We start from the raw sequence: 20,986 nt of genomic DNA on the forward strand, positions 1-20,986 counted from the left end.
TTTATTTTGCTTAAGAAAGAAATGGAACAGTGGTATATATGATACCTGCCCCATCATACTCTCCTGTCGCAAAGTATGAAAATGTAAAGAAACCTGTAACCGTAAAAATTACAATAAGAAAAAGTGCGAAGATAAATTTTAACATGTAAGGTCCCCTCATCCAAAAATAACTTCATACATTATTATAGTATACGAATATTTTATTTCCAATTGTTTACTGGTTAAAAATGAGAAGTCAGACATGTTTTGTATGTTGTAATGGAATGATTATTTGTAATGGATTTTGTGTTTTTTGTAAATGTCATGTTGTGATGGACGTGTGCATACTCCCAATCATGATCATTAAAATTTATGTTTCGGGGAGGGAGAAGTGGGACGACATCGAACAAGTTGACGAAACGAAAGCTACTAGCTACTTGTAGTTTATAATAATTTCGAAAAGCGATATCTCCTACTTTTGGAGAAGCGAATGTATAAAGTCCATACTGTGCGAAGGCAGTATTTATACGTGCATCTAATATGTGTAATGTGGCAAGCGCGCCACCTAGACTATGCCCAGTAGCTAGCAGTTTTTTATGTGCTGGCAATGATACGAGCATATCCATAATAGAATCACGACAAGACTCATAAATAGAGAGAAAACCGTTATGGACATTTCCGCCATTTAAAGCATAAGGATAAGGTTTTTGATTGACGAGAGAATCAATAATCCAATCTGGATCTGTTTGAGTGCCTCTGAAGGCAACAATAATTGTATCCTCAGATTCTAATATAAATCCGAACCATTCTGTTGTTTGAATGGCCTTTCCTTGAAACCCTTGTACATATTGAAAACCATCTGGTATTTCGAAAATGCCATTTTGTTTATATTGTTCATACGTTAACTCACAACAAGAAGCTAACAGTATGGCAGTGTCTTTATCAAAGGATAAAGGAGTACGCATTAAGGAAGCCCTCCTTAAGAAAAAGTATAGTTTAATATATGCAGTGAGGAACTTGATTCATTCTTTTGGAGGTGGGGAATAGCTTGTATCGCTTATCTAAATCAGTGGAGGAAATTATAAGGTCAAAATAAAACAGTGCCTGATAAGGGCACTGTTTACTCTTTTTCATCTCAAGGAATCGGCTTTTTTAGTTATTCTTAATGAACTGACGCATGCGTTAGTTGCATAAGTAAGAGGTTTGAAAAAATAGCCTGTATATATTTGAACGATGAATAACTTACCTATTTTCTTGTGTTTGTTTACACTATATACAGAAAAATTTGAAAAACAAAACGTATTATTTATCTGTTTGTTTTTGCTTCTTTTTCAAATACTCCGTACGCAATTTTTCAAGTTGTTGCTTTTTATCAAATTTGGCAGGTTTCTGTTTTTCATGGAACTTTGCCACAGCTACCTGACTTTTGGAATCCAATTGATATTTTCCCACTTTGTTCACCTACTTTTCTTGTCTCTAAAGAGAATCTATTCAACAAATATAATATACCTTATTTTCCTGAAGTAAACCTTATTACTTTATTTTAACTGCTTTTTCTCGTTTGTAGACGTAAATTAAAACACCCTTTCACTGCATTACTGCAAGCAAGGGTGTTTTAATTTTATTATTTTATTAGTTGATGGCCATGCCTACATAAGGGCACAGTTTACTCTTTCCCATCTAATAAACGACCAAGTCCACCTAATACACTACCTTCGCCAGTACTTTGCGCTGCTGGGCTTGTAAGACGTGCTGCTAAGCGGCTAAGTGTTAAGGACTGAATCCAAACTGTTCCAGGACCTTCTAATGTTGCGAAGAATAAACCCTCGCCGCCAAATAGAGCTGTTTTTACTTTACCAACGAACTCGACATCATAGTTAATGTCTTTTGTCATAGCAACGAGACAACCTGTATCAATGCGAAGTTTCTCACCAGGTTTTAATTCACGTTTATATACAGTTCCACCTGCGTGCATGAAAGCAAGGCCATCACCTTCAAGTTTCTGCATGATGAAACCTTCACCACCGAAGAAACCAGTTCCTATTTTTTTCGTAAATTCAATTCCGATGGAAACACCTTTTGCGGCACAAAGAAAGGCATCTTTTTGACAAACTACTTTTCCTTGATACTCTGTTAAATCTACAGGAATAATTTTACCAGGATAAGGAGCAGCAAATGAGACGTGGCGCTTGCCGTGACCTGTATTTGTAAATACAGTCATAAACATACTTTCGCCTGTAACGAGACGTTTACCAGCGCCCATTAATTTTCCGAATAAACCTCCAGATGGGCCAGAACCATCACCGAAGATTGTTTCCATTTCTATGTAATCTTCCATCATCATCATTGCGCCAGCTTCTGCAATCACGCTCTCTTCTGGATCTAACTCAATTTCAACAAACTGCATATCATCGCCATATAACTTATACTCGATTTCGTGTGCTCTCATTTTTTTCACCTCGTATGTAATAGATACTTATATTGTACAGAATTTAATAGGATTAGAATACTTTAGTTTTGTTAATTTTCAAATAAAGTGGAACCAGCCAAAACTGATTATCAGCTCCCGCCAATCAAGCTGTCCACAAATGGCGGGATAATATATGAATATGGAAATTCAACATTATATTAAAATTATAAAAAAATGGTGGAATGAAAGTGTTCTCATTTGACGTTTTGGATATAGCGTGATATAGTGAAATCACTATTGAGCTACATAATGTGGTACGGAAATAAAGCACGTTGAATTAAAGGCTGTAAGCTTGTTATACATTCATGTCCTTTATATCCACCTTTTCATGTGGATTCATAGTTTCATTTTTATTTAGGAGGTACATGACATGCAAACAGGTAAAGTTAAATGGTTCAACAGCGAAAAAGGTTTCGGTTTCATCGAAGTTGAAGGTGGAGACGATGTATTCGTTCACTTCTCAGCTATCCAAGGTGACGGATTCAAAACTTTAGAAGAAGGTCAAGAAGTTTCTTTCGAAATCGTTGAAGGTAACCGTGGACCACAAGCTGCTAACGTTACAAAAAACTAATTAGCTAGCGATAAAAAGCATTCCGATTTTCGGAATGCTTTTTTTTATTCTTTGGAACTAGATTCATTTGAAGATAATTCACCTTTGAAGGTACGTTCTTCAAAATCATCAAGCATTTGTTCATATTCTTCATGCTCTTCTGTAGCGAAAACTTGTGGGTTTTTCCCGTACATATCCGTACCGATAAAGTTTTCAAAATCCTCCACGTAGCCTACGTTTTCTTCACTATTTACATACATGCCATTATAGTTTTTTGAATCTTGTCTTTCTAAATCAGACGGCGTTTCAGATGTTCCATAATTTGCGACATCTTGCCACGCATCTTCCGCATCGTACTCAACAGAATTGTCCTCATCATGCTTGTGGAAAGAAGGAGACAACACTTCTTCTTCAACTGGTCGTGTATTCATATTTAACTTATTTGTCGCGTGCTGGATGCATGTTGTAGCAGTCGGCATTGCTTCCAATCTTTCAAATGGAATCTCTTCGCCAGACACTTCGCAAATGCCGTACGTACCCGCTTCTATTTTTTGCAAGGCATGTTTCGTGTCCTCAAGCTGTTTATGCCAAAGTTCAATAAGCCCGAAGTCTTTTTCCCGTTCATATAGCTCTGTAGCCATATCACCTGGATGGTTGTCATAGCTAGACAGTTCTCCTACTGAGTCACGTTCAGAAGCACGATCTGTATTTTCATGAGTTTGTATCGTTTGCTCTAGTTCTTGTTTTTGTTTTTCTAAAATGGATTTAAATTGACCTACTTGTTGTGGAGTTAACATAGTCGTCCACCTTCCTACAATTCAGTTTCTTTACATAGTATGAGCGTTGAGAGTAGGAATTATGAGATGAATTTTAGATATGAAAAAGGAGCCGCATAAGCAGCTCCTTTTATAGAAAGTATCCAAGTAATAATCCGATTCCCATTAGGAAACCGAAGATTGTATTTGTTTTTGCTGTTGCAATCATCGCAGGTACCATTTCCATCGGAATGCTTTTGCCGATAAAGCCTTTCGTCGCTTTAAATGCTTTCGGCGCACTTAAAAATACGATAAGCATCCATGGTGATACGATGCCCACGATAATTAAAGCAATTGTCCAAATGTAGGAAACGATGAACATCGAAGCAAGTACACCAACCGCTCGCTCGCGTCCAACGAGAATTGCTAACGTTTTACGACCGTTTTCTTTATCGCCATCCAAGTCACGAATATTATTGGCTAGTAAAATGGCACCAATTAAAATGGAGCTTGGAATAGATAGTAAAATGACTTCTGATGTTACAGTTCCAGTTTGAATAAAGAATGAAATCCCAATAATAATGACACCCATAAATAATCCGGCTGTCAACTCTCCAAATGGTGTATATGCAATTGGAAGTGGGCCACCTGTATAAAGGTAAGCAACGGCCATACAAACAAGACCGATTGCAGCAAGCCACCAGCTAGAATTTATACAAATATAAACACCTAATAGTATTGCGATGCCGAAAAATCCAAATGCTAAGTTAAGCACTGTTTTTGGCTGAATGCCATCGCGAACGATAGCGCCGCCGATACCAACTGAACCTTCGTGATCGAGTCCTCTTTTATAATCAAAGTATTCATTAAACATGTTTGTTGCTGCTTGAATGAGAAGACAAGCAAGAAGCATCATAAGGAAAAGAGGAAGATGTATTTGATTTATACCTCCGACCTGCATCGAATATGCTGTTCCGATGAAAACAGGTACGAAAGCGGCTGTTAATGTATGGGGACGTAGTAAACTCCACCAGATGCGCCAGCCTGTTTGCTTACTTGGCTTTGGCGCCGTAGGAGAGGAATTCGTTTTGACGTTCATTTCCATGTTGAATCCTCCTTTGGTCACATATTGTACACAACTAAGTGTAGAAAAAGCATCATTTAGTGTCAACGTTTATTTTCTAGGAAGAGAAGGTGAATTTCTCAGAAATGCTAAACGTTGACAGGCCTTTCGTTTGAGGTGTATCTTAAAATCAAGCGTAATTATGACTATTTTTCGCCCATAGGGGGGAGACAATTGTGATTCAAACGAAACAAAAAGGCTTGCAAGAAGTTCTTATTGCAGCTATCAAGCGTGCAACTAACGAAAAAACATTGGTTAGTTTTGTAAAACAAATAGACTGGGTGGATCCGCTTCTGTTCTATGCAGCAGGAAAAAGGATTTCATTCGAAAATAGATGTTATTTTGCAGACCCGGCTCAGCATGTAATATTTGCAGGAATTGGCTCTGTTTTCACTATAGCAAATTCTTCTCATAAGCGCTTTCAAACCGCTCGCGACGAGTGGGAGAAAGTAAAAGAGAATGCATTTGTCCAAAGAGATGAATATGAATTTGGAACGGGTCCGCTTTTATTTGGTGGTTTTTCATTTGATCCAGAAAAAGAGAAAACGGACCTATGGAAAGAATTTAAAGATACGACATTTTCACTACCAGCATTTTTATTAACTGTAAAAAATGAAAAAGCATGGTTAACGATGAATACATTTGTTTCAGCAACAGATTGTGCAGAAACTCTTTCTAACGAAATGATTTCTTTAGAAGAGAAGATTTTGGGAGAGAGTAAATGTGCGCTAAACGGATCGAAATTGACTGTTATTTCTAAAGTAGAAGTGGATCCGAAAGGCTGGATGAAAGCAATTGAAAAAGTACAAGATGAGATGAAGCAGGGTAACGTGCAGAAGGTTGTATTGGCGAGGGAACTAAAAGTAGAGATGAATCATTCGATTGATTCTGCTCTTGTTTTAGAAGCACTTCGCATTGGTCAACCGGATTGTTACGTATTTTCTTTTGATTATAAAGGAGCATGCTTCTTAGGAGCGACGCCTGAGAGATTAATTCGCAAAGAAGATGAGAAATTTACATCGATGTGTCTTGCGGGTTCAATCGGTCATGGTCATTCTATAGAAGAAAGTAAGCGAAATAGTAATGCGCTTCTTCATGATGAAAAGAATTTAGCTGAACATGGGTATGTTGTTAACATGATCCGCTCGGTACTAAATGAACATTGCGAATACGTTAATATTCCGGAAAGCCCAGGTTTATTAACAACGAAAAACTTAATTCACTTATATACGCCTGTAGAAGCAAAAGGCGATGCGAGTCTTTTAACAATGGTAGAAGAATTACATCCAACACCAGCTCTTGGCGGGACACCTCGTTTGGAAGCGATGAAACTGATCCGTGATGTTGAATTGTTAGACAGAGGGTTGTATGGTGCACCGATTGGCTGGATAGATGATGAAGGAAATGGTGAATTTGCGGTTGCGCTGCGCTGCGGATTATTAAACGGCGAGAAAGCATCCTTATTTGCCGGTTGTGGTATTGTAATTGATTCAATCCCGCAGCTTGAATATGAAGAAACAAGTTTGAAGTTTAGACCGATGCTTGGTGCTTTGGAGGAATTAATGAAATGAACAATCATATAGAAGCATTATCATATTATTTAGGCGCGTTCGTGGATGAACTGACGCGTCTAGATGTATGTGATGTTGTCATTAGTCCAGGCTCACGGTCAACGCCGATTGCTTTACTAATGGAACAACACGAAGGAATGAACACATATTTACATGTGGATGAAAGATCAGCAGGATTTTTCGCGCTCGGTATTGCGAAAGCAAAAAAACGCCCAGTAGCATTATTATGTACGTCAGGAACAGCAGCAGCGAACTATTATCCAGCTGTATGTGAAGCTTTTCATTCAAGGATCCCACTTATCGTCTTAACAGCGGATAGACCGCATGAATTAAGAGATGTGGGTGCACCACAAGCAATGAATCAATTTAATTTATACGGTACTTTTGTGAAACAATTTACAGAGATGGCACTGCCAGAAGCAAGTGAAGCGATGTATCATTACGCTCGTATGACGACGCAGCGTATAGTAGCAAATGCTTGTTTAGCACCGCAGGGTCCTGTTCATCTTAATTTTCCAGTTCGCGAGCCACTTATCCCTGATTTCTCACTAGAAAGCTTATGGGATAAAGGACGTAGTGAATATACAGGAGTAGTTCAGCAAGGAAACGCGGTGATGCCGAGTGAATATGTAGATTCTCTTGTAGGGCGCCTTTCACATATGGAAAAGGGGCTTATTATTTGTGGAGATGATAGTCATGCAGAAATTGCAATGTTTGCAACGCAACTAGCTGAAAAAACTGGCTATCCTATATTAGCAGACCCACTTTCTAATATTCGTAGCGGACACCACGATAAAACGATGGTAATTGACTGTTATGATACATTTTTACGAAATGAAAAGTTAAAAGAAACATGGAAACCGGACGTTTTAATTCGCTTTGGTGGTATGCCTGTTTCTAAATCATTAACGCAGTTCATAAAAAAACAAACAAAAGCAGTTCATATCGTTGTCGATGAATCAGGACAATGGAGAGATCCAGCTCTTGTTGCGACAGAAGTTGTACAAGCAAGTGACATTGAATTCTGCAAGGCATTAATAGAAAAAATGCCAGTTATGAAAAAGAATGATTGGTCCCTAATGTGGCAACATATAAACGAAAAAACGAAGGAAACGCTTCGTGAAATGGAAACATATGAAACTGCATTTGAAGGAAAGGTTATTACAGATATTGTGCGCGTATTACCAGAAGACGCAACGTTATTTGCGAGCAATAGTATGCCAATTCGTGATACAGACTCATTCTTCTTCACATCGGATAAAAACATCCATGTGATGGCAAACCGTGGTGTAAATGGTATTGATGGAATCATTTCGACAGCTCTAGGAGCAAGCGTTATTTGCGATCCACTTGTATTAGTAATTGGTGATTTATCATTTTATCACGATTTAAACGGGCTGTTAGCAGCGAAATTACATGAATTAAACATAACAATTGTCGTTGTAAATAATGATGGTGGGGGTATTTTCTCATTCTTACCACAGTATGAGAAAAAGGAACATTTTGAATCATTATTTGGAACACCAATTGGACTTGATTATGAGCATGTTGTCAAAATGTACGGCGGTTCATTTAGCCGTGTAAATGGTTGGGAGCAATTCCGAGAAGAAGTTCGAAAAGGAACGACGACAGAAGGTTTACACGTTGTGGAAATTTGTACGAATCGTGATGAAAACTTAACATTGCACCGTACGTTATGGGCAAAAACACAGGACGTAATTACTACATCGTTGCAAGGTGAATCAAAATGAACGTAACGCTGCAAGGTGTATCGTATGAATATGAAGTAGTCGGAAGCGGGGAACCACTTCTACTTCTTCATGGTTTTACGGGAAGCATGGAAACGTGGCGTTCTTTTATCTCTTCATGGAGTGAGCAGTTTCAAGTTATTGTAGTTGATCTTGTTGGGCACGGAAAGACGGAGAGTCCTGAAGATGTTGCGCATTATGATATCCGAAATGTGGCATTGCAAATGAAAGAACTACTAGATTACCTTCATATTGAAAAAGTACATATACTTGGCTACTCAATGGGAGGAAGACTGGCGATTACGATGGCATGTCTATATCCAGATTATGTACACTCTCTTTTATTAGAAAATTGTACAGCTGGGCTCGAAGACGAAGCGGATAGAAAAGAACGTCGTGAAAAAGATGATCGACTTGCCGATAAAATTGAGCGAGAAGGCATAGAAATTTTTGTATCGATGTGGGAAAATATTCCGCTTTTTGAAACGCAAAAACGTTTAGCAAAAAACGTACAAGAAGCGGTGCGAAAAGAACGACTTGCTAACAACCCAAAAGGGCTCGCAAATAGCTTGCGCGGCATGGGAACTGGGGCTCAGCCTTCATGGTGGGATGAGCTGAAAAACTTAAAAATACCTGTTCTTTTAATGAACGGAGAATATGATGAAAAGTTCTTCCGCATATTAAAAAACATCGAAAACTGCGTGTCTGACGCGAAATTTGTCAAAATTGATGGTGCTGGCCATGCAATTCATGTGGAACAACCGGAAAAGTTTGATACAATAGTAAAGGGATTTCTAAAAACTATGCAGTGATACTTTTTTCAGCAAGAAGGAAGCCACGCTTATAGGTGAAATCAGAAATATACAAGGAGGTAGTTGTAATGGCTATTGAATGGGTAAAAGAAGGCAATTACGAAGATATTATTTATTCAACATACAATGGTATCGCAAAGATTTCGATTAACCGTCCTGAAGTACATAACGCATTCCGCCCAAAAACGGTAATGGAGTTAATCGACGCTTTTGCACAAGCTCGTGATGATGCAAATGTTGGCGTTATCATTTTAACAGGTGAAGGTGGACGTGCATTCTGTTCTGGCGGCGACCAAAAAGTTCGCGGTCATGGCGGATATGTAGGTGATGACCAAATCCCACGTCTAAACGTATTAGACTTACAACGTCTAATTCGCGCAATTCCTAAACCAGTTATCGCAATGGTAGCAGGTTATGCAATCGGTGGAGGACACGTACTTCATATCGTATGTGACTTAACAATCGCTGCAGACAACGCTGTATTCGGACAAACAGGTCCTAAAGTAGGAAGCTTTGACGGTGGATACGGAGCTGGTTACTTAGCTCGTATGGTAGGCCACAAGAAAGCTCGCGAAATTTGGTACCTATGCCGTCAATACAACGCTCAAGAAGCACTTGATATGGGCTTAGTAAACACTGTAGTACCATTAGAAGAGCTTGAAGCAGAAACAGTACAATGGGCACAAGAAATTTTAGCAAACAGCCCAATGGCACTTCGTTTCCTAAAAGCTGCATTCAACGCAGACACAGACGGTCTAGCTGGTATTCAACAACTAGCTGGAGATGCAACGTTACTGTACTACACAACTGACGAAGCAAAAGAAGGTCGCGACGCATTCAAAGAAAAACGCAGTCCGGACTTCGGTCAATTCCCTCGTTTCCCTTGATCAAACCAAAAGCGGAAGCGGCTTGCTTAGAACAAGAGGGCGTTGGAACTCCTGACGTAGAGGCGCTTTTTGCCTCGTAGGAAGGCGTGAAACGACCGACTGTTCTAGCCGCTGTAGCTGGATGAGACCAAAAGCGAAAGCAGCTCGTTCAGAATGTGAGGGGGATGGAGCTTCTGACGTAGAGGCGCTTTTTGCCTCGTAGGAAGAAGTGAAGCCACCGAGCATTCTAGCTGTTGTAGCTGGATGTTTTAAAAGCGGAGCCGACTGTTTAGCCTCGTAGGCTAAGGTTCTTTCGCACAGAAAGTGTTTTTTACTTTCTCGTGCGGAAGGTTCTTAGACGGAAGGGGCTAGGAGGCGCAGCTGGATAAGACCAAACCGGAAACAAAACAACTAAGAGACTTGATATCATATCAAGTCTCTTTCTTTCATGAAAGGAGAATGAATGATGAAGACGATGCCAAATTGGTTAATGCAACGTGCATTTTTAACACCAGATCGCACTGCAATTGAAATAGAGGAAGAGAAAGTTACTTTTATTGAGCTGCATGAAAAAGTAGTATCTGTTTGTGAACACCTCACGCATGTTGGAGTGGAGCGAGGGCAAAAGGTGGCTGTTCTGATGAAAAATGGTATGGAGATGATTACAGTTATTCACGCCCTATCTTATGTAGGTGCAGTAGCTGTGCTTTTAAATACGCGTCTTTCAAGAGAAGAGCTACTTTGGCAAATGGATGATGCTGAAGTTGTTTGTTTAGTAACGGATCAAGATTTTGATGCTAAAGATGTTCCTGTTTATTCATTAGCCGAAGTGAGGAATGGACCAAAAGAGGAAGCCTCTATACAAGAAGAGTTTTCTTTAGAAGAAGCGATGACAATTATTTATACGTCTGGGACGACAGGCAAACCGAAAGGCGTTATTTTAACGTACGGCAATCATTGGGCAAGCGCAGTCGGTTCGTCGTTTAATTTAGGACTTCGTGATGATGATTGTTGGTTAGCCTGCATGCCGATGTTCCATGTTGGCGGGCTATCTCTTTTAATGAAAAACATTATGTACGGCATGCGTATTTTACTTGTTCCGAAATATGATGCTGATTTTATTCATAAAGCACTTCAAACGAGAGGAGTAACAATTATTTCTGTCGTTTCTAAAATGTTAACTGATTTATTAGAGCGACTTGGGGCAGAGACATATCCATCTTCTTTACGATGCATGTTACTTGGCGGAGGACCAGCGCCAAAACCACTATTAGAAGCATGTGTAGAAAAAGGAATTCCTGTATATCAAACGTACGGTATGACAGAAACATCTTCGCAAATTTGTACGTTATCCGCAGATTACATGTTAACGAAAGTAGGATCAGCTGGAAAACCACTATTTCAGTGCCAACTTCGTATTGAAAAAGATGGCGTAGTAGTGCCACCATTTGCGGAAGGTGAGATTGTAGTAAAAGGACCGAACGTAACAGGCGGTTACTTTAACCGTGAAGATGCGACGCGAGAGACTATTCAAAACGGATGGCTTCATACTGGCGACCTCGGTTATTTAGACGAAGAAGGGTTTTTATACGTATTAGATCGCCGCAGTGATTTAATTATTTCTGGCGGAGAGAATATATACCCAGCTCAAATTGAAGAAGTGTTACTCTCCCATCCGGCAGTAGCGGAAGCTGGCGTTGTCGGTATGTCTGACGACAAATGGGGACAAGTACCAGCTGCTTTTGTTGTGAAAAGCGGGGCGGTAACAGAAGAAGAAATTCTTCATTTTTGCGAGGAGAAATTAGCGAAATATAAAGTGCCGAAGAAAGCATGTTTCTTAGAGGAATTACCACGTAACGCTTCGAAAAAATTGTTAAGACGAGAGTTAAGACAATTAGTGGAGGAGATGTAGGTGGAAATAAAAAAAGCGACACTGTATATAACGGAAATGCCACTCGTAATCCCGTTTGCTGCAAGCTACGGGACTTACGAAAAGCGTGAGAGTATCGTTATTGAATTAGAGGATACGGACGGGTACATTGGATTTGGGGAAGTCGTTGCATTCTCTGAACCGTGGTATACGGAAGAAACGGTGAAGACAGCGCTGCATGTACTGCAAGACTTTTTAATACCTGATTTATTAAAGGCTGAAATTTCTCATCCGAATGAGGTACCGGGTCTATTTCAACATATAAAAAGAAACCGAATGGCAAAAGCCGGAATAGAGGGGGCTGTTTGGGATTTATATGCGAAGCGTCAAAAGAAATCGTTAGCGACATTGCTTGGCGGAACGAAGTCTGAAATTGAAGTCGGCGTTGTAATTGGCCTTAATACGATTCCAGTTATGTTAAAACAAATCGAGAAGTACGCGGAAGAAGGATACGAGCGTTTTAAAGTGAAAATAAAGCCAGAGCATGATTACGAATTATTGAAAGAGATTCGTAAAGAGTTCCCAGGTATCCCGTTAATGGCTGATGCAAACTCAGCATATACATTAGGGGATACGGAGAGGCTGAAACGACTAGATGAATTCCAATTAATGATGATTGAACAACCGTTAGCGGATTACGATTTTCTTGATCACGCGGAATTGCAAAAGAAAATTGAAACGCCGATTTGTTTAGATGAAAGTATTCATAGTTTAGAAGATGCACGCGTTGCGATTACGCTTGGCAGCTGCCAAATTGTGAACATTAAACCAGGGCGAGTGGGCGGATTAACAGAATCAATCCAAATCCATAATTATTGTATGGAACATAACGTACCCGTTTGGTGCGGTGGTATGGTAGAGATGGGGATTTCACGAGCGCAAAATGTTGCTCTTGCGTCATTGCCTAACTTTACGATTCCAGGAGATATATCTGCTTCTAGTAGACATTGGGAGCAGGATATTATTTGGCCGGAAGTGATGCTTGAGGGCGGGAAAGTGATGGTGCCGCAAAGCGTTGATGCTGAGTATGAAGTAGATCGCGGAAGATTGGAAGAAATTACGAAGCAGCGGATTGTGTTTGAGCGGTAAATGGAAGTTTCATTAGGATGCCCGCAAATAGCGAGAGGATTTTGTCGTTCATTGTCGGTAAGTCGATATATTTCAATAATTGCTGATATAATTTGAGTTACGGTCGATATAATTGGAAAATCGCTGATATAATTTTATTTACCAAGGTTACTCTAACGAGTAGCCTTTTTGTATTGTACAAATTGGATAGACTAGTTTACAATCGAGCGTATAAAAATGGAATGAAAAAGGGGGAGTAAAATGAAGCGCATTTCAATTTTAATAGCGGATGATGAGGCAGAAATTGCTGATTTAATTGAGATACATTTAGAAAAAGAAGGGTACCACGTCGTGAAAGCAGCTGATGGAGAAGAGGCAATTCATATTATTGAAACGCAGCCAATCGACTTGGTAATTTTAGATATTATGATGCCGAAAATGGATGGGTATGAGGTGACGCGTCAAATTCGCACGAAACATCATATGCCGATTATTTTTTTAAGCGCGAAAACTTCGGACTTTGATAAGGTGACAGGTCTTGTACTAGGCGCGGATGATTATATGACGAAGCCTTTCACACCGATTGAATTAGTTGCACGTGTAAATGCACAACTGCGTAGGTTTTTTACGTTAAATCAACCGAAAGTAGCGGAGAGTAAATCTGCTTTAGAACTAGGCGGAGTCGTAATTAATCCCGAGCGTAGGACGGTTGATGTATATGGTGAGCAAATTGAATTAACGCCGAAAGAGTTTGATATTTTATATTTATTAGCGAGTCATCCGAAGAAAGTGTACAATGTAGAAAATATTTTTCAGCACGTATGGGCAGACGATTATTATGAAGGTGGAAATACAGTAATGGTACATATTCGTACGTTGCGGAAGAAACTTGGAGAAGATAAAAGAAAGGATAAATTAATAAAAACAGTGTGGGGAGTAGGTTATACTTTTAATGGCTAATATGATGAAAAGTTTTCGGTTTAAAATGATTGCCTTATTTGCGTTAAGTATGGTACTTGCAGCAACTGTAACTTATATAATTTATAAAGGATTGCAGCTGTATTATAAAACGATGGTTCGCTACGAAGAGCCTTTAGCACAATTTAGGTCAATGGTAAGGGAATTTGGAGACATTAATTTCTTTTTAATTTTCTTTATTCCGTTATCTATTATCTTTTTCTTCTTTTTGACAAAACCGTATTTAAAATACTTTGATGAAATTTCTAATGGGATTCATCATCTTGCGAACGGTAACTTTACGAATAAAGTTCAAGTTTCATCAAATGATGAGTTTGGAAATATCGCGCGTGAAATAAATGTTGCAAGTGAAAAGTTAAAAGAAGCTGTTGAAAGAGGAGACTTTGCTGAAAGTAGTAAAGATCAGCTTGTTGTGAATTTAGCTCATGATTTAAGAACACCATTAACATCCGTGTTAGGATATTTAGATTTAATTCTTAAAGATGAAAATTTAACAAAAGAACAAATTAAACATTTCTCCACAATTGCATATACAAAATCGCAAAGACTGGAAAGTTTAATTGATGAGCTATTTGAAATTACACGTATGAATTATGGCATGCTAAATCTGGATAAAAAGCCGATTGATATAAGTGAGTTGCTTATACAGTTAGAGGAGGAATTGTATCCGTTATTAGAAAAACATCATTTAGAAGCTAGATTGAATGTGGCTCCTCATTTACCGATGCACGGTGATGGAAAATTGTTAGCTAGAGTATTTGAAAACTTGTTAACAAATGCCGTTCGTTACGGCTATGATGGACAATTTGTTGATATGAATGGGTATGTTGATAATGGAGAAGTTGTCGTACAAATCATGAATTACGGAGATAGCATCCCGGAAGAAGATTTACCGTATCTTTTTGATATGTTCTATACAGGTGATAAAGCAAGAACTGAGAACCGTGGCGGGACAGGCCTTGGACTATTTATTGCGAAAAATATTGTCGAGCAACATAACGGTACGATTTCTGCTGAGAGCAATGTAGTTAGAACGATATTTGAAGTACGATTGCCAAAAGACGAGAATGTAACAATTTAATAAAAATTTAAACTTTACCCCACTTTTTATTTTAATAGTTTTTTCTATTCTATACGTAAGTTACGTTAAGGAGGAACTAGAAATGAAAAAGTGGGTATTTATTTCTTTTTTTATAGTATGCACAGTATGTGTAGGCGTTTATATATCACCGTTATTTCAAAAGGAAATCGACGTTAAAATTGTCGGGAAAGATGAGCTAGTAAAGGCGGCAAACACCGATGGGAAAGAGATTACGAAGGAACAAATTTATAAGGGCGATTTATTATTAGTTAACAGGGATTACCCAGTAAAAAAAGATAGTATTAGGTCTGATATTATAAATGTAAATCATAATAGTGAATTAGTGAGAGGCTATGTAATATTTGATAGAAATCTTCGTTTATCAAAGGATGTTGTGAAAAAGTTTTTGAACGTTGTCGATGCGGCTGGAAAAGAAAGTGTTAACCATTTTTTGATTAGTAGTGGCTATAGAGATTTCCAAGAGCAAAAACAGCTATATGAAAAAATGGGATCTGATTATGCACTTCCAGCAGGATACAGTGAACATAATTTAGGATTATCACTGGACATTGGGTCTACTCAAAAGAAAATGGAGAAAGCGCCTGAAGGAAAATGGATTGAAGAGAACGTATGGAAGCATGGCTTTGTATTACGTTATCCGAAAAATAAAAGTAACATTACTGGAATTCAATATGAGCCATGGCATATCCGTTATGTCGGCCTACCTCATAGCGCAATTATGCAAAAAAAGAATTTTACACTAGAGGAATATTTAGAGTTTCTAAAAGAGGAAAAAGAGGTTTCAACTGAAGTAGAAGGTAAGAAATATACTGTTTCTTATTATAAAGTTTCTGAGAATACGAAAGTGAACGTTCCAGCAAACAAGCAGTATGAAATTTCCGGGAACAATATGGATGGGGTTATTGTGACGGTTCAGGAATAGAGAAAGAGGTTGTTCCGTTTGGAGCAACCTCTTCGTATATATAAGAAAGGGATTGATGTTTTTTGTCGGTAAATCGATATTCTTTGTCGAATCGTTGATATATTGTGAGTTACGGTAGATATAATTGAAAAATCGTTGATATATTGTGAGTTACGGTAGATATAATTGAAAAATCGTTGATATATTGTAAGTTATGATAGATATATTCAAAAAATCGTTGATATAATTTCCTATACTATTAGCATTTTGGAGGAGCATCTTTTTATTCGCTTTTAAACATTATAACGTTATATTTACTTCTCCCTTTTTTTGTGTTACGCTAAACGTGTGAAAGAGATATAAAAATGAAACTTTAATGTAAGCGTATTCTTATGGCTTCTTATAGAAAAGGGTGGAAGTACAATGACAGAACGATTCGTACTACGTAATGTGAAACGTGTGAACGGGGAAGAGATTGACATTGTAATTGAAAATAATAAAATCGCACAGGTGACGAAAGCTGGTGCTGGTGAGGGTGGAAAGGTTCTTGATTGCTCTGGTACTTACGTATCGAGTGGCTGGATTGATTTACACGTTCATGCTTTTCCAGAGTTTGATCCGTATGGCGATGAAGTGGATGAAATTGGCGTTAAGCAAGGGGTAACGACAATTGTTGATGCGGGTAGCTGCGGAGCTGATCGCATTGCAGATTTAGTAAAAAGTAGAGAACAGGCAAAAACGAATTTATTTGCCTTTTTAAATATTTCTCGCATCGGTTTGAAACGAATTGATGAATTATCCAATATGGAATGGATAGATAAAGAGAAAGTGATAGAAGCAGTAGAAAAGTATAAAGATGTAATCGTTGGGTTAAAGGCGAGAATGAGTAAAAGCGTCGTTTGTGATAGTGGAATTGAACCGCTGCATGTAGCGCGCTCTTTATCCCGTGAAACATCATTACCGATTATGGTACATATCGGTTCAGCGCCTCCTCGCATTGAGGAAGTTGTACCTCTTTTAGAAAAAGATGATGTTATTACACATTACTTAAACGGGAAAGAAAATAATTTATTTGATGAAGAAGGCAAACCGCTACCTGTGTTACTAGATGCAGTGAATCGCGGCGTACATTTAGATGTTGGTCACGGTAATGCTAGTTTTTCTTTTAAAGTAGCAGAAGCAGCGAAGCGTCACGGTATTGCCTTTCATACAATTAGTACAGATATTTACCGAAAGAACCGTATACACGGTCCAGTGTATAGTATGGCTCATGTTCTTTCGAAATTCCTTTACTTAGGTTATCCGCTAGAAGAAGTGATTGATGCGGTTACGAAAAATGCGGCAGAGTGGCTTAAGAAACCAGAGCTTGGCCGTATTCAAGAAGGAGATATTGCAAACTTAACTTTATTTACGGTTAAAGATGAGAAGGTTACGTTAATTGATTCAGAAGGGGATCAGCGCATTGCTGAAAGAAGGATTGATACGAAAGGGGTTGTAATTAATGGGTCATTCATTGAATGCTAAGTACGGATTAAAAAGAGTAATTAATGCGAGCGGTAGAATGAGTATTTTAGGTGTATCTGCTCCTACAGATACGGTAATGGATGCGATGAAACATGGTGGACAAAATTATGTGGAAATTGCTGATTTAGTAGATAAAGCAGGAGACCATATTGCGAGAATTCTAGATTCAGAGGCAGCGGTCGTTGTGAATTCAGCATCGAGCGGAATTGCGCTTTCTATCGCTGGTATCGTTACAGAAGGAAATCGCCGTAAAAGTGAAAGACTTCATCAAGAAGTAATCGCGAAAAACGAAGTGATTATGTTAAAAGGTCATAACGTTCAATACGGTGCTCCTGTTGAAACGATGATTTACTTAGGCGGCGGTAAACTTGTAGAAGTTGGCTATGCAAATGAAGGGAAAGCAGAGCATATTGAAGATGCAATTGGTGAAAATACAGCAGCGATTCTGTATGTGAAATCACATCATGCAGTGCAAAAAAATATGATTTCTGTTGAAGAAGCATGGGAAGTTGCGCAGCGAAATAAAGTACCGCTTATCGTGGATGCAGCAGCTGAAGAAGACATTCAAAAATATGTGAAGTATTCAGATCTTGCTATTTATAGCGGTTCAAAGGCAATTGAAGGACCTACTTCTGGTATTGTGGGCGGTAAAAGAAAGTATATTGAATGGCTGAAAGTGCAATTACATTGTATCGGAAGAAGCATGAAAGTTGGGAAAGAAACAACTTTTGGTTTACTTCAAGCACTTGATGAGTACGGAGTAAAAGAAGATAAGAGCGAGCAAGAAAAAGAATTGCTACAAGTACTTATGCCGCTAAAAGAATTAAATGGTGTAAATGTAACGATCGTTCAAGATGAAGCTGGAAGAGCAATCTTTAGAGCACGTATTCATATTAACGAAAAAGAGTTAAATAAATCGGCAAAAGACGTTGTGGCTGCATTACGCGACGGGAAAATTGCAATTTACACACGTGATTACGGAGTAAGACAAGGGTTCTTTGATATCGATCCACGTCCACTTCAAGGTGATGACATACATGTAATTGAAGAAAAAATGAGAGAAATTGTAGGGGGAAACTAAAATGACAAACATTCAAAAACGTTTTTATAAAGGCCGCGTAGCATTAAATGTATTGGCAAACAATATAGAAAATGCGAAAGATATTTTTGAAGCAGCAGAAGGTTATGTAGTAGTGGGAGTGTTATCAAAAGACTATCCAACAGTAGAAGAAGCTGTTACAGCTATGAAAGCATATGGAAAAGAAATTGATGACGCTGTATCAATCGGACTAGGCGCAGGAGATAATCGCCAAGCGGCAGTTGTGGCTGAAATTGCGAAGCATTATCCTGGCAGTCATATTAACCAAGTGTTCCCTTCAGTTGGAGCGACACGTGCAAATCTTGGCGAAAAAGATAGCTGGATTAATAGTTTAGTATCGCCAACAGGAAAAGTAGGTTACGTAAATATTTCTACTGGCCCAATTAGTGCGGCTGGAGAAGAAAAAGCAATCGTTCCAATTAAAACAGCGATTGCACTTGTACGTGATATGGGCGGAAATTCATTGAAGTACTTCCCGATGAAAGGGCTAGCCCATGAAGAAGAATATCGCGCAGTTGCGAAAGCTTGTGCGGAAGAAGGATTCGCATTAGAGCCAACAGGCGGAATTGATAAAGAAAACTTCGAAACAATTGTACGTATTGCGCTTGAGGCAAATGTAGAGCAAGTTATCCCGCACGTGTACTCTTCTATTATTGATAAAGAAACTGGTAACACGAAAGTAGAAGATGTGCGTGAATTATTAGCAGTCGTGAAGAAGCTAGTTGATCAATATGCGTAAGAAAATTGCAGCGTTCGGCGAAGTAATGATGCGCCTGCAAGTACCTGGATATGAATTGTTGTCGCAAGCTAACACGTTAAATTACTCATTTTCAGGTACAGGTGTGAACGTTGTAGCGGCACTTTCTCACTTAGGGCATGAAGGGCTTCTTATTTCAACTTTACCGGAAAATTCGGTTGGAGATGCAGCTGTATCTTACATTCAAAAGTTAGGAATTCAAACTTCTCTTGTTTCAAGAGGTGGTAAATATGTAGGTATGTATTTTTTAGAAAATGGATTCGGTGCACGTGCAAGCCGCGTTACGTATTCGAATCGACTAGAAAGTAGCTTCAATACGGCGTCTGAAGAGATATACCAATTTGAAGAAATTGCTAAGGAAATTGATATCGTTCATTTTTGCGGTATTACACTTGCGATGAATGATACGGTGCGCCATCATATGAAGTCTTTAGCGAGAGCAGTTAAAGAAAACGGAGGAACCGTCGTTTTTGATTGTAATTATCGTCCATCACTTTGGGGAGAAGACGGATATGAACAGGCAAAACCGCATTATGAAGAAATGCTGGGACTTGCTGATATCGTTATGATGAACGAAAAAGATGCAATGTTTGTTTTAGGAATAAAAACCGAAGAAACGGAGCGAGAGGCGCAACTTGTTGATCTTATTCCAAAGGTAGCTGAAACGTATCATATCGCTACAATCGCTGGTACTCATCGCTCTATTAACAGTGATAATACACATTCGCTTCGCGGGTTTATATGTAAAGATGGAACGTTCACTTTTGCAAAAACACTTACGTTTTCTGTATATGATAGAATAGGTGCTGGAGATGCTTATACGAGCGGAATTATTCATGGCGAGATAAAGGAGTTCGCACCAGAGAAAGCTGTTTCATTTGCGTCAGCAGCTGGAATGCTAGCACATACAATCGTCGGTGATACGCCAATGTCATCAGAGAAGGATATACTTCGGGCAATGACGGCATCAGTAGGTGATGTAGAAAGGTAGTGGGTGTAACGGTGAACGTAACGAGAAAAAAAGGACCATTATATTTGCAAATAAAAAATATTATTCGTGATCGAATATTGCATGGTGTATATGCGATTCATACGAATATCCCTTCCGAACCGCAGTTAGAAGAAGAGTTCAAAGTGAGTAAAATTACAGTGCGAAATGCGATTAAAGAACTCGCTCAAGAAGGATATTTGGAAAAGAAAAGCGGTAAAGGAACGAAAGTCATCCGCAATACTTCTGCGACAAAACTGTCAAAGGGTAAGAAATTTACTGAAGTGTTAGTGGAAGAAGGATATAAAGTACAGAAGAAATTGCTAAAAGCAGAAATTGTGCAGAATGAAGAAGGAACAGTGCCATTTCGATTATTCGGTAAGGAGAGTTTTCGTATTGAACGTTTATATACGTTAAATGATGCACCGTACATTCATTATACGCACTATTTCTCAGCAGGAATGGCAAGTTCAGATTTATCGGATTTTGACTTGCAATCGCTTTATGATTTAGTTGAAGACCGAGGTATTCATTTAGAAAACTTCAGAGATGAATTCGCTGTTGGACTCGCGCCTAGTTTCGTTGCAGAAGCGCTAGGTGAAAAAGAGGGGACAGCGCTATTAAAACGCATGCGTTATTCTTACGATGAAGTTGGCGAAGTAATTGAATATAGCGAAGGCTACTACAATACAGAAATGCAGCATTATGTAGTGAATTATGACGTATAAAAAAGAGGGGATTTTCCCTCTTTTTTTATAAAGTAAG

21 protein-coding genes are annotated in these 20,986 nt (G+C 38.8%); 15 read left to right on the top strand and 6 right to left on the bottom strand.

Translation table 11 applies throughout. The annotated features are described in order from the left end of the window. Positions 1-10: 10 nt before the first annotated feature. The 4 genes from IQ781_RS28185 to IQ781_RS18665 form a co-directional block, all read right to left on the bottom strand. Complete coding sequence (locus IQ781_RS28185; RefSeq protein WP_000911075.1) at positions 11-145, bottom strand: hypothetical protein; 135 nt, start codon at positions 143-145, stop codon at positions 11-13. A gap of 76 nt (positions 146-221) precedes the next feature. Next, the gene (locus IQ781_RS18655) at positions 222-944 is read right to left on the bottom strand and encodes a lipase family protein (protein WP_001260111.1); all 723 of its coding nucleotides are present in this window, start codon (positions 942-944) and stop codon (positions 222-224) included. A gap of 337 nt (positions 945-1,281) precedes the next feature. Then, complete coding sequence (locus IQ781_RS18660; protein ID WP_000521639.1) at positions 1,282-1,431, bottom strand: hypothetical protein; 150 nt, start codon at positions 1,429-1,431, stop codon at positions 1,282-1,284. Between the two features lie 214 nt (positions 1,432-1,645). Further along, a complete protein-coding gene (locus tag IQ781_RS18665; protein WP_001201257.1) occupies positions 1,646-2,428 on the bottom strand; it encodes a TIGR00266 family protein in 783 nt (260 codons plus the stop codon). A 391-nt stretch (positions 2,429-2,819) separates the two neighbouring features. Here IQ781_RS18665 and cspD point away from each other — a divergent pair, with 391 nt between their 5' ends. After that, positions 2,820-3,020 (top strand): cold-shock protein CspD, encoded by a 201-nt coding sequence (gene cspD / locus IQ781_RS18670; protein WP_001193054.1) that lies wholly within the window; start codon positions 2,820-2,822, stop codon positions 3,018-3,020. Between the two features lie 44 nt (positions 3,021-3,064). On the opposite strand, the gene IQ781_RS18675 is transcribed toward cspD, so the two are convergent. Both IQ781_RS18675 and IQ781_RS18680 read right to left on the bottom strand, forming a co-directional pair. Then, positions 3,065-3,796 (bottom strand): yteA family sporulation protein, encoded by a 732-nt coding sequence (locus IQ781_RS18675; RefSeq protein ID WP_000957396.1) that lies wholly within the window; start codon positions 3,794-3,796, stop codon positions 3,065-3,067. 109 nt (positions 3,797-3,905) lie between these two features. Further along, positions 3,906-4,859 (bottom strand): 1,4-dihydroxy-2-naphthoate polyprenyltransferase, encoded by a 954-nt coding sequence (locus IQ781_RS18680; protein WP_000425766.1) that lies wholly within the window; start codon positions 4,857-4,859, stop codon positions 3,906-3,908. A 194-nt stretch (positions 4,860-5,053) separates the two neighbouring features. Here IQ781_RS18680 and IQ781_RS18685 point away from each other — a divergent pair, with 194 nt between their 5' ends. From IQ781_RS18685 to IQ781_RS18750, 14 genes are all read left to right on the top strand, one after another. Further along, complete coding sequence (locus IQ781_RS18685) at positions 5,054-6,448, top strand: isochorismate synthase (protein ID WP_000616738.1); 1,395 nt, start codon at positions 5,054-5,056, stop codon at positions 6,446-6,448. Next, positions 6,445-8,199, top strand: coding sequence for a 2-succinyl-5-enolpyruvyl-6-hydroxy-3-cyclohexene-1-carboxylic-acid synthase (gene menD / locus IQ781_RS18690; protein WP_001059189.1), 1,755 nt, complete (start codon positions 6,445-6,447; stop codon positions 8,197-8,199). The genes IQ781_RS18685 and menD overlap by 4 nt, the downstream gene beginning before the upstream one ends. Then, entirely contained in the window at positions 8,196-9,008 is an 813-nt protein-coding gene (menH, locus tag IQ781_RS18695) for a 2-succinyl-6-hydroxy-2,4-cyclohexadiene-1-carboxylate synthase (protein WP_001103356.1), read from the top strand. The genes menD and menH overlap by 4 nt, the downstream gene beginning before the upstream one ends. A gap of 68 nt (positions 9,009-9,076) precedes the next feature. Continuing rightward, a complete protein-coding gene (menB, locus tag IQ781_RS18700; RefSeq protein ID WP_000963881.1) occupies positions 9,077-9,895 on the top strand; it encodes a 1,4-dihydroxy-2-naphthoyl-CoA synthase in 819 nt (272 codons plus the stop codon). 445 nt (positions 9,896-10,340) lie between these two features. After that, positions 10,341-11,786 carry an o-succinylbenzoate--CoA ligase gene (locus IQ781_RS18705; protein WP_050252102.1) on the top strand — a complete coding sequence of 482 codons (1,446 nt, stop codon included), beginning with the start codon at positions 10,341-10,343 and terminating at the stop codon, positions 11,784-11,786. After that, positions 11,787-12,893, top strand: a complete 1,107-nt coding sequence (menC, locus tag IQ781_RS18710) for an o-succinylbenzoate synthase (RefSeq protein WP_050252103.1) — start codon at positions 11,787-11,789, stop codon at positions 12,891-12,893. Positions 12,894-13,133: 240 nt separating this feature from the next. After that, a complete protein-coding gene (locus IQ781_RS18715) occupies positions 13,134-13,832 on the top strand; it encodes a response regulator transcription factor (RefSeq protein WP_000822489.1) in 699 nt (232 codons plus the stop codon). Next, positions 13,825-14,931 carry a sensor histidine kinase gene (locus tag IQ781_RS18720; protein ID WP_000002604.1) on the top strand — a complete coding sequence of 369 codons (1,107 nt, stop codon included), beginning with the start codon at positions 13,825-13,827 and terminating at the stop codon, positions 14,929-14,931. Before IQ781_RS18715 ends, IQ781_RS18720 begins: the two co-directional genes overlap by 8 nt. Before the next feature lie 82 nt (positions 14,932-15,013). Then, positions 15,014-15,874, top strand: a complete 861-nt coding sequence (locus IQ781_RS18725) for a M15 family metallopeptidase (RefSeq protein WP_139846822.1) — start codon at positions 15,014-15,016, stop codon at positions 15,872-15,874. Between the two features lie 402 nt (positions 15,875-16,276). Further along, complete coding sequence (locus IQ781_RS18730; protein WP_000139930.1) at positions 16,277-17,377, top strand: amidohydrolase/deacetylase family metallohydrolase; 1,101 nt, start codon at positions 16,277-16,279, stop codon at positions 17,375-17,377. Further along, positions 17,355-18,458, top strand: a complete 1,104-nt coding sequence (locus IQ781_RS18735) for a DgaE family pyridoxal phosphate-dependent ammonia lyase (RefSeq protein WP_000510100.1) — start codon at positions 17,355-17,357, stop codon at positions 18,456-18,458. Before IQ781_RS18730 ends, IQ781_RS18735 begins: the two co-directional genes overlap by 23 nt. Position 18,459: 1 nt before the next feature. Beyond that, a complete protein-coding gene (gene dagF, locus IQ781_RS18740; protein ID WP_000181907.1) occupies positions 18,460-19,215 on the top strand; it encodes a 2-dehydro-3-deoxy-phosphogluconate aldolase in 756 nt (251 codons plus the stop codon). Further along, positions 19,208-20,224 carry a sugar kinase gene (locus tag IQ781_RS18745; protein WP_001227516.1) on the top strand — a complete coding sequence of 339 codons (1,017 nt, stop codon included), beginning with the start codon at positions 19,208-19,210 and terminating at the stop codon, positions 20,222-20,224. Before dagF ends, IQ781_RS18745 begins: the two co-directional genes overlap by 8 nt. Next, on the top strand, positions 20,224-20,949 hold the full coding sequence (locus IQ781_RS18750) for a GntR family transcriptional regulator (protein ID WP_000539278.1): 726 nt from the start codon (positions 20,224-20,226) through the stop codon (positions 20,947-20,949). Before IQ781_RS18745 ends, IQ781_RS18750 begins: the two co-directional genes overlap by 1 nt. The last annotated feature ends 37 nt before the right edge of the window (positions 20,950-20,986 follow it).

This window comes from Bacillus sp. N447-1 (assembly GCF_022701035.1).
Lineage (GTDB): Bacteria > Bacillota > Bacilli > Bacillales > Bacillaceae_G > Bacillus_A > Bacillus_A cereus.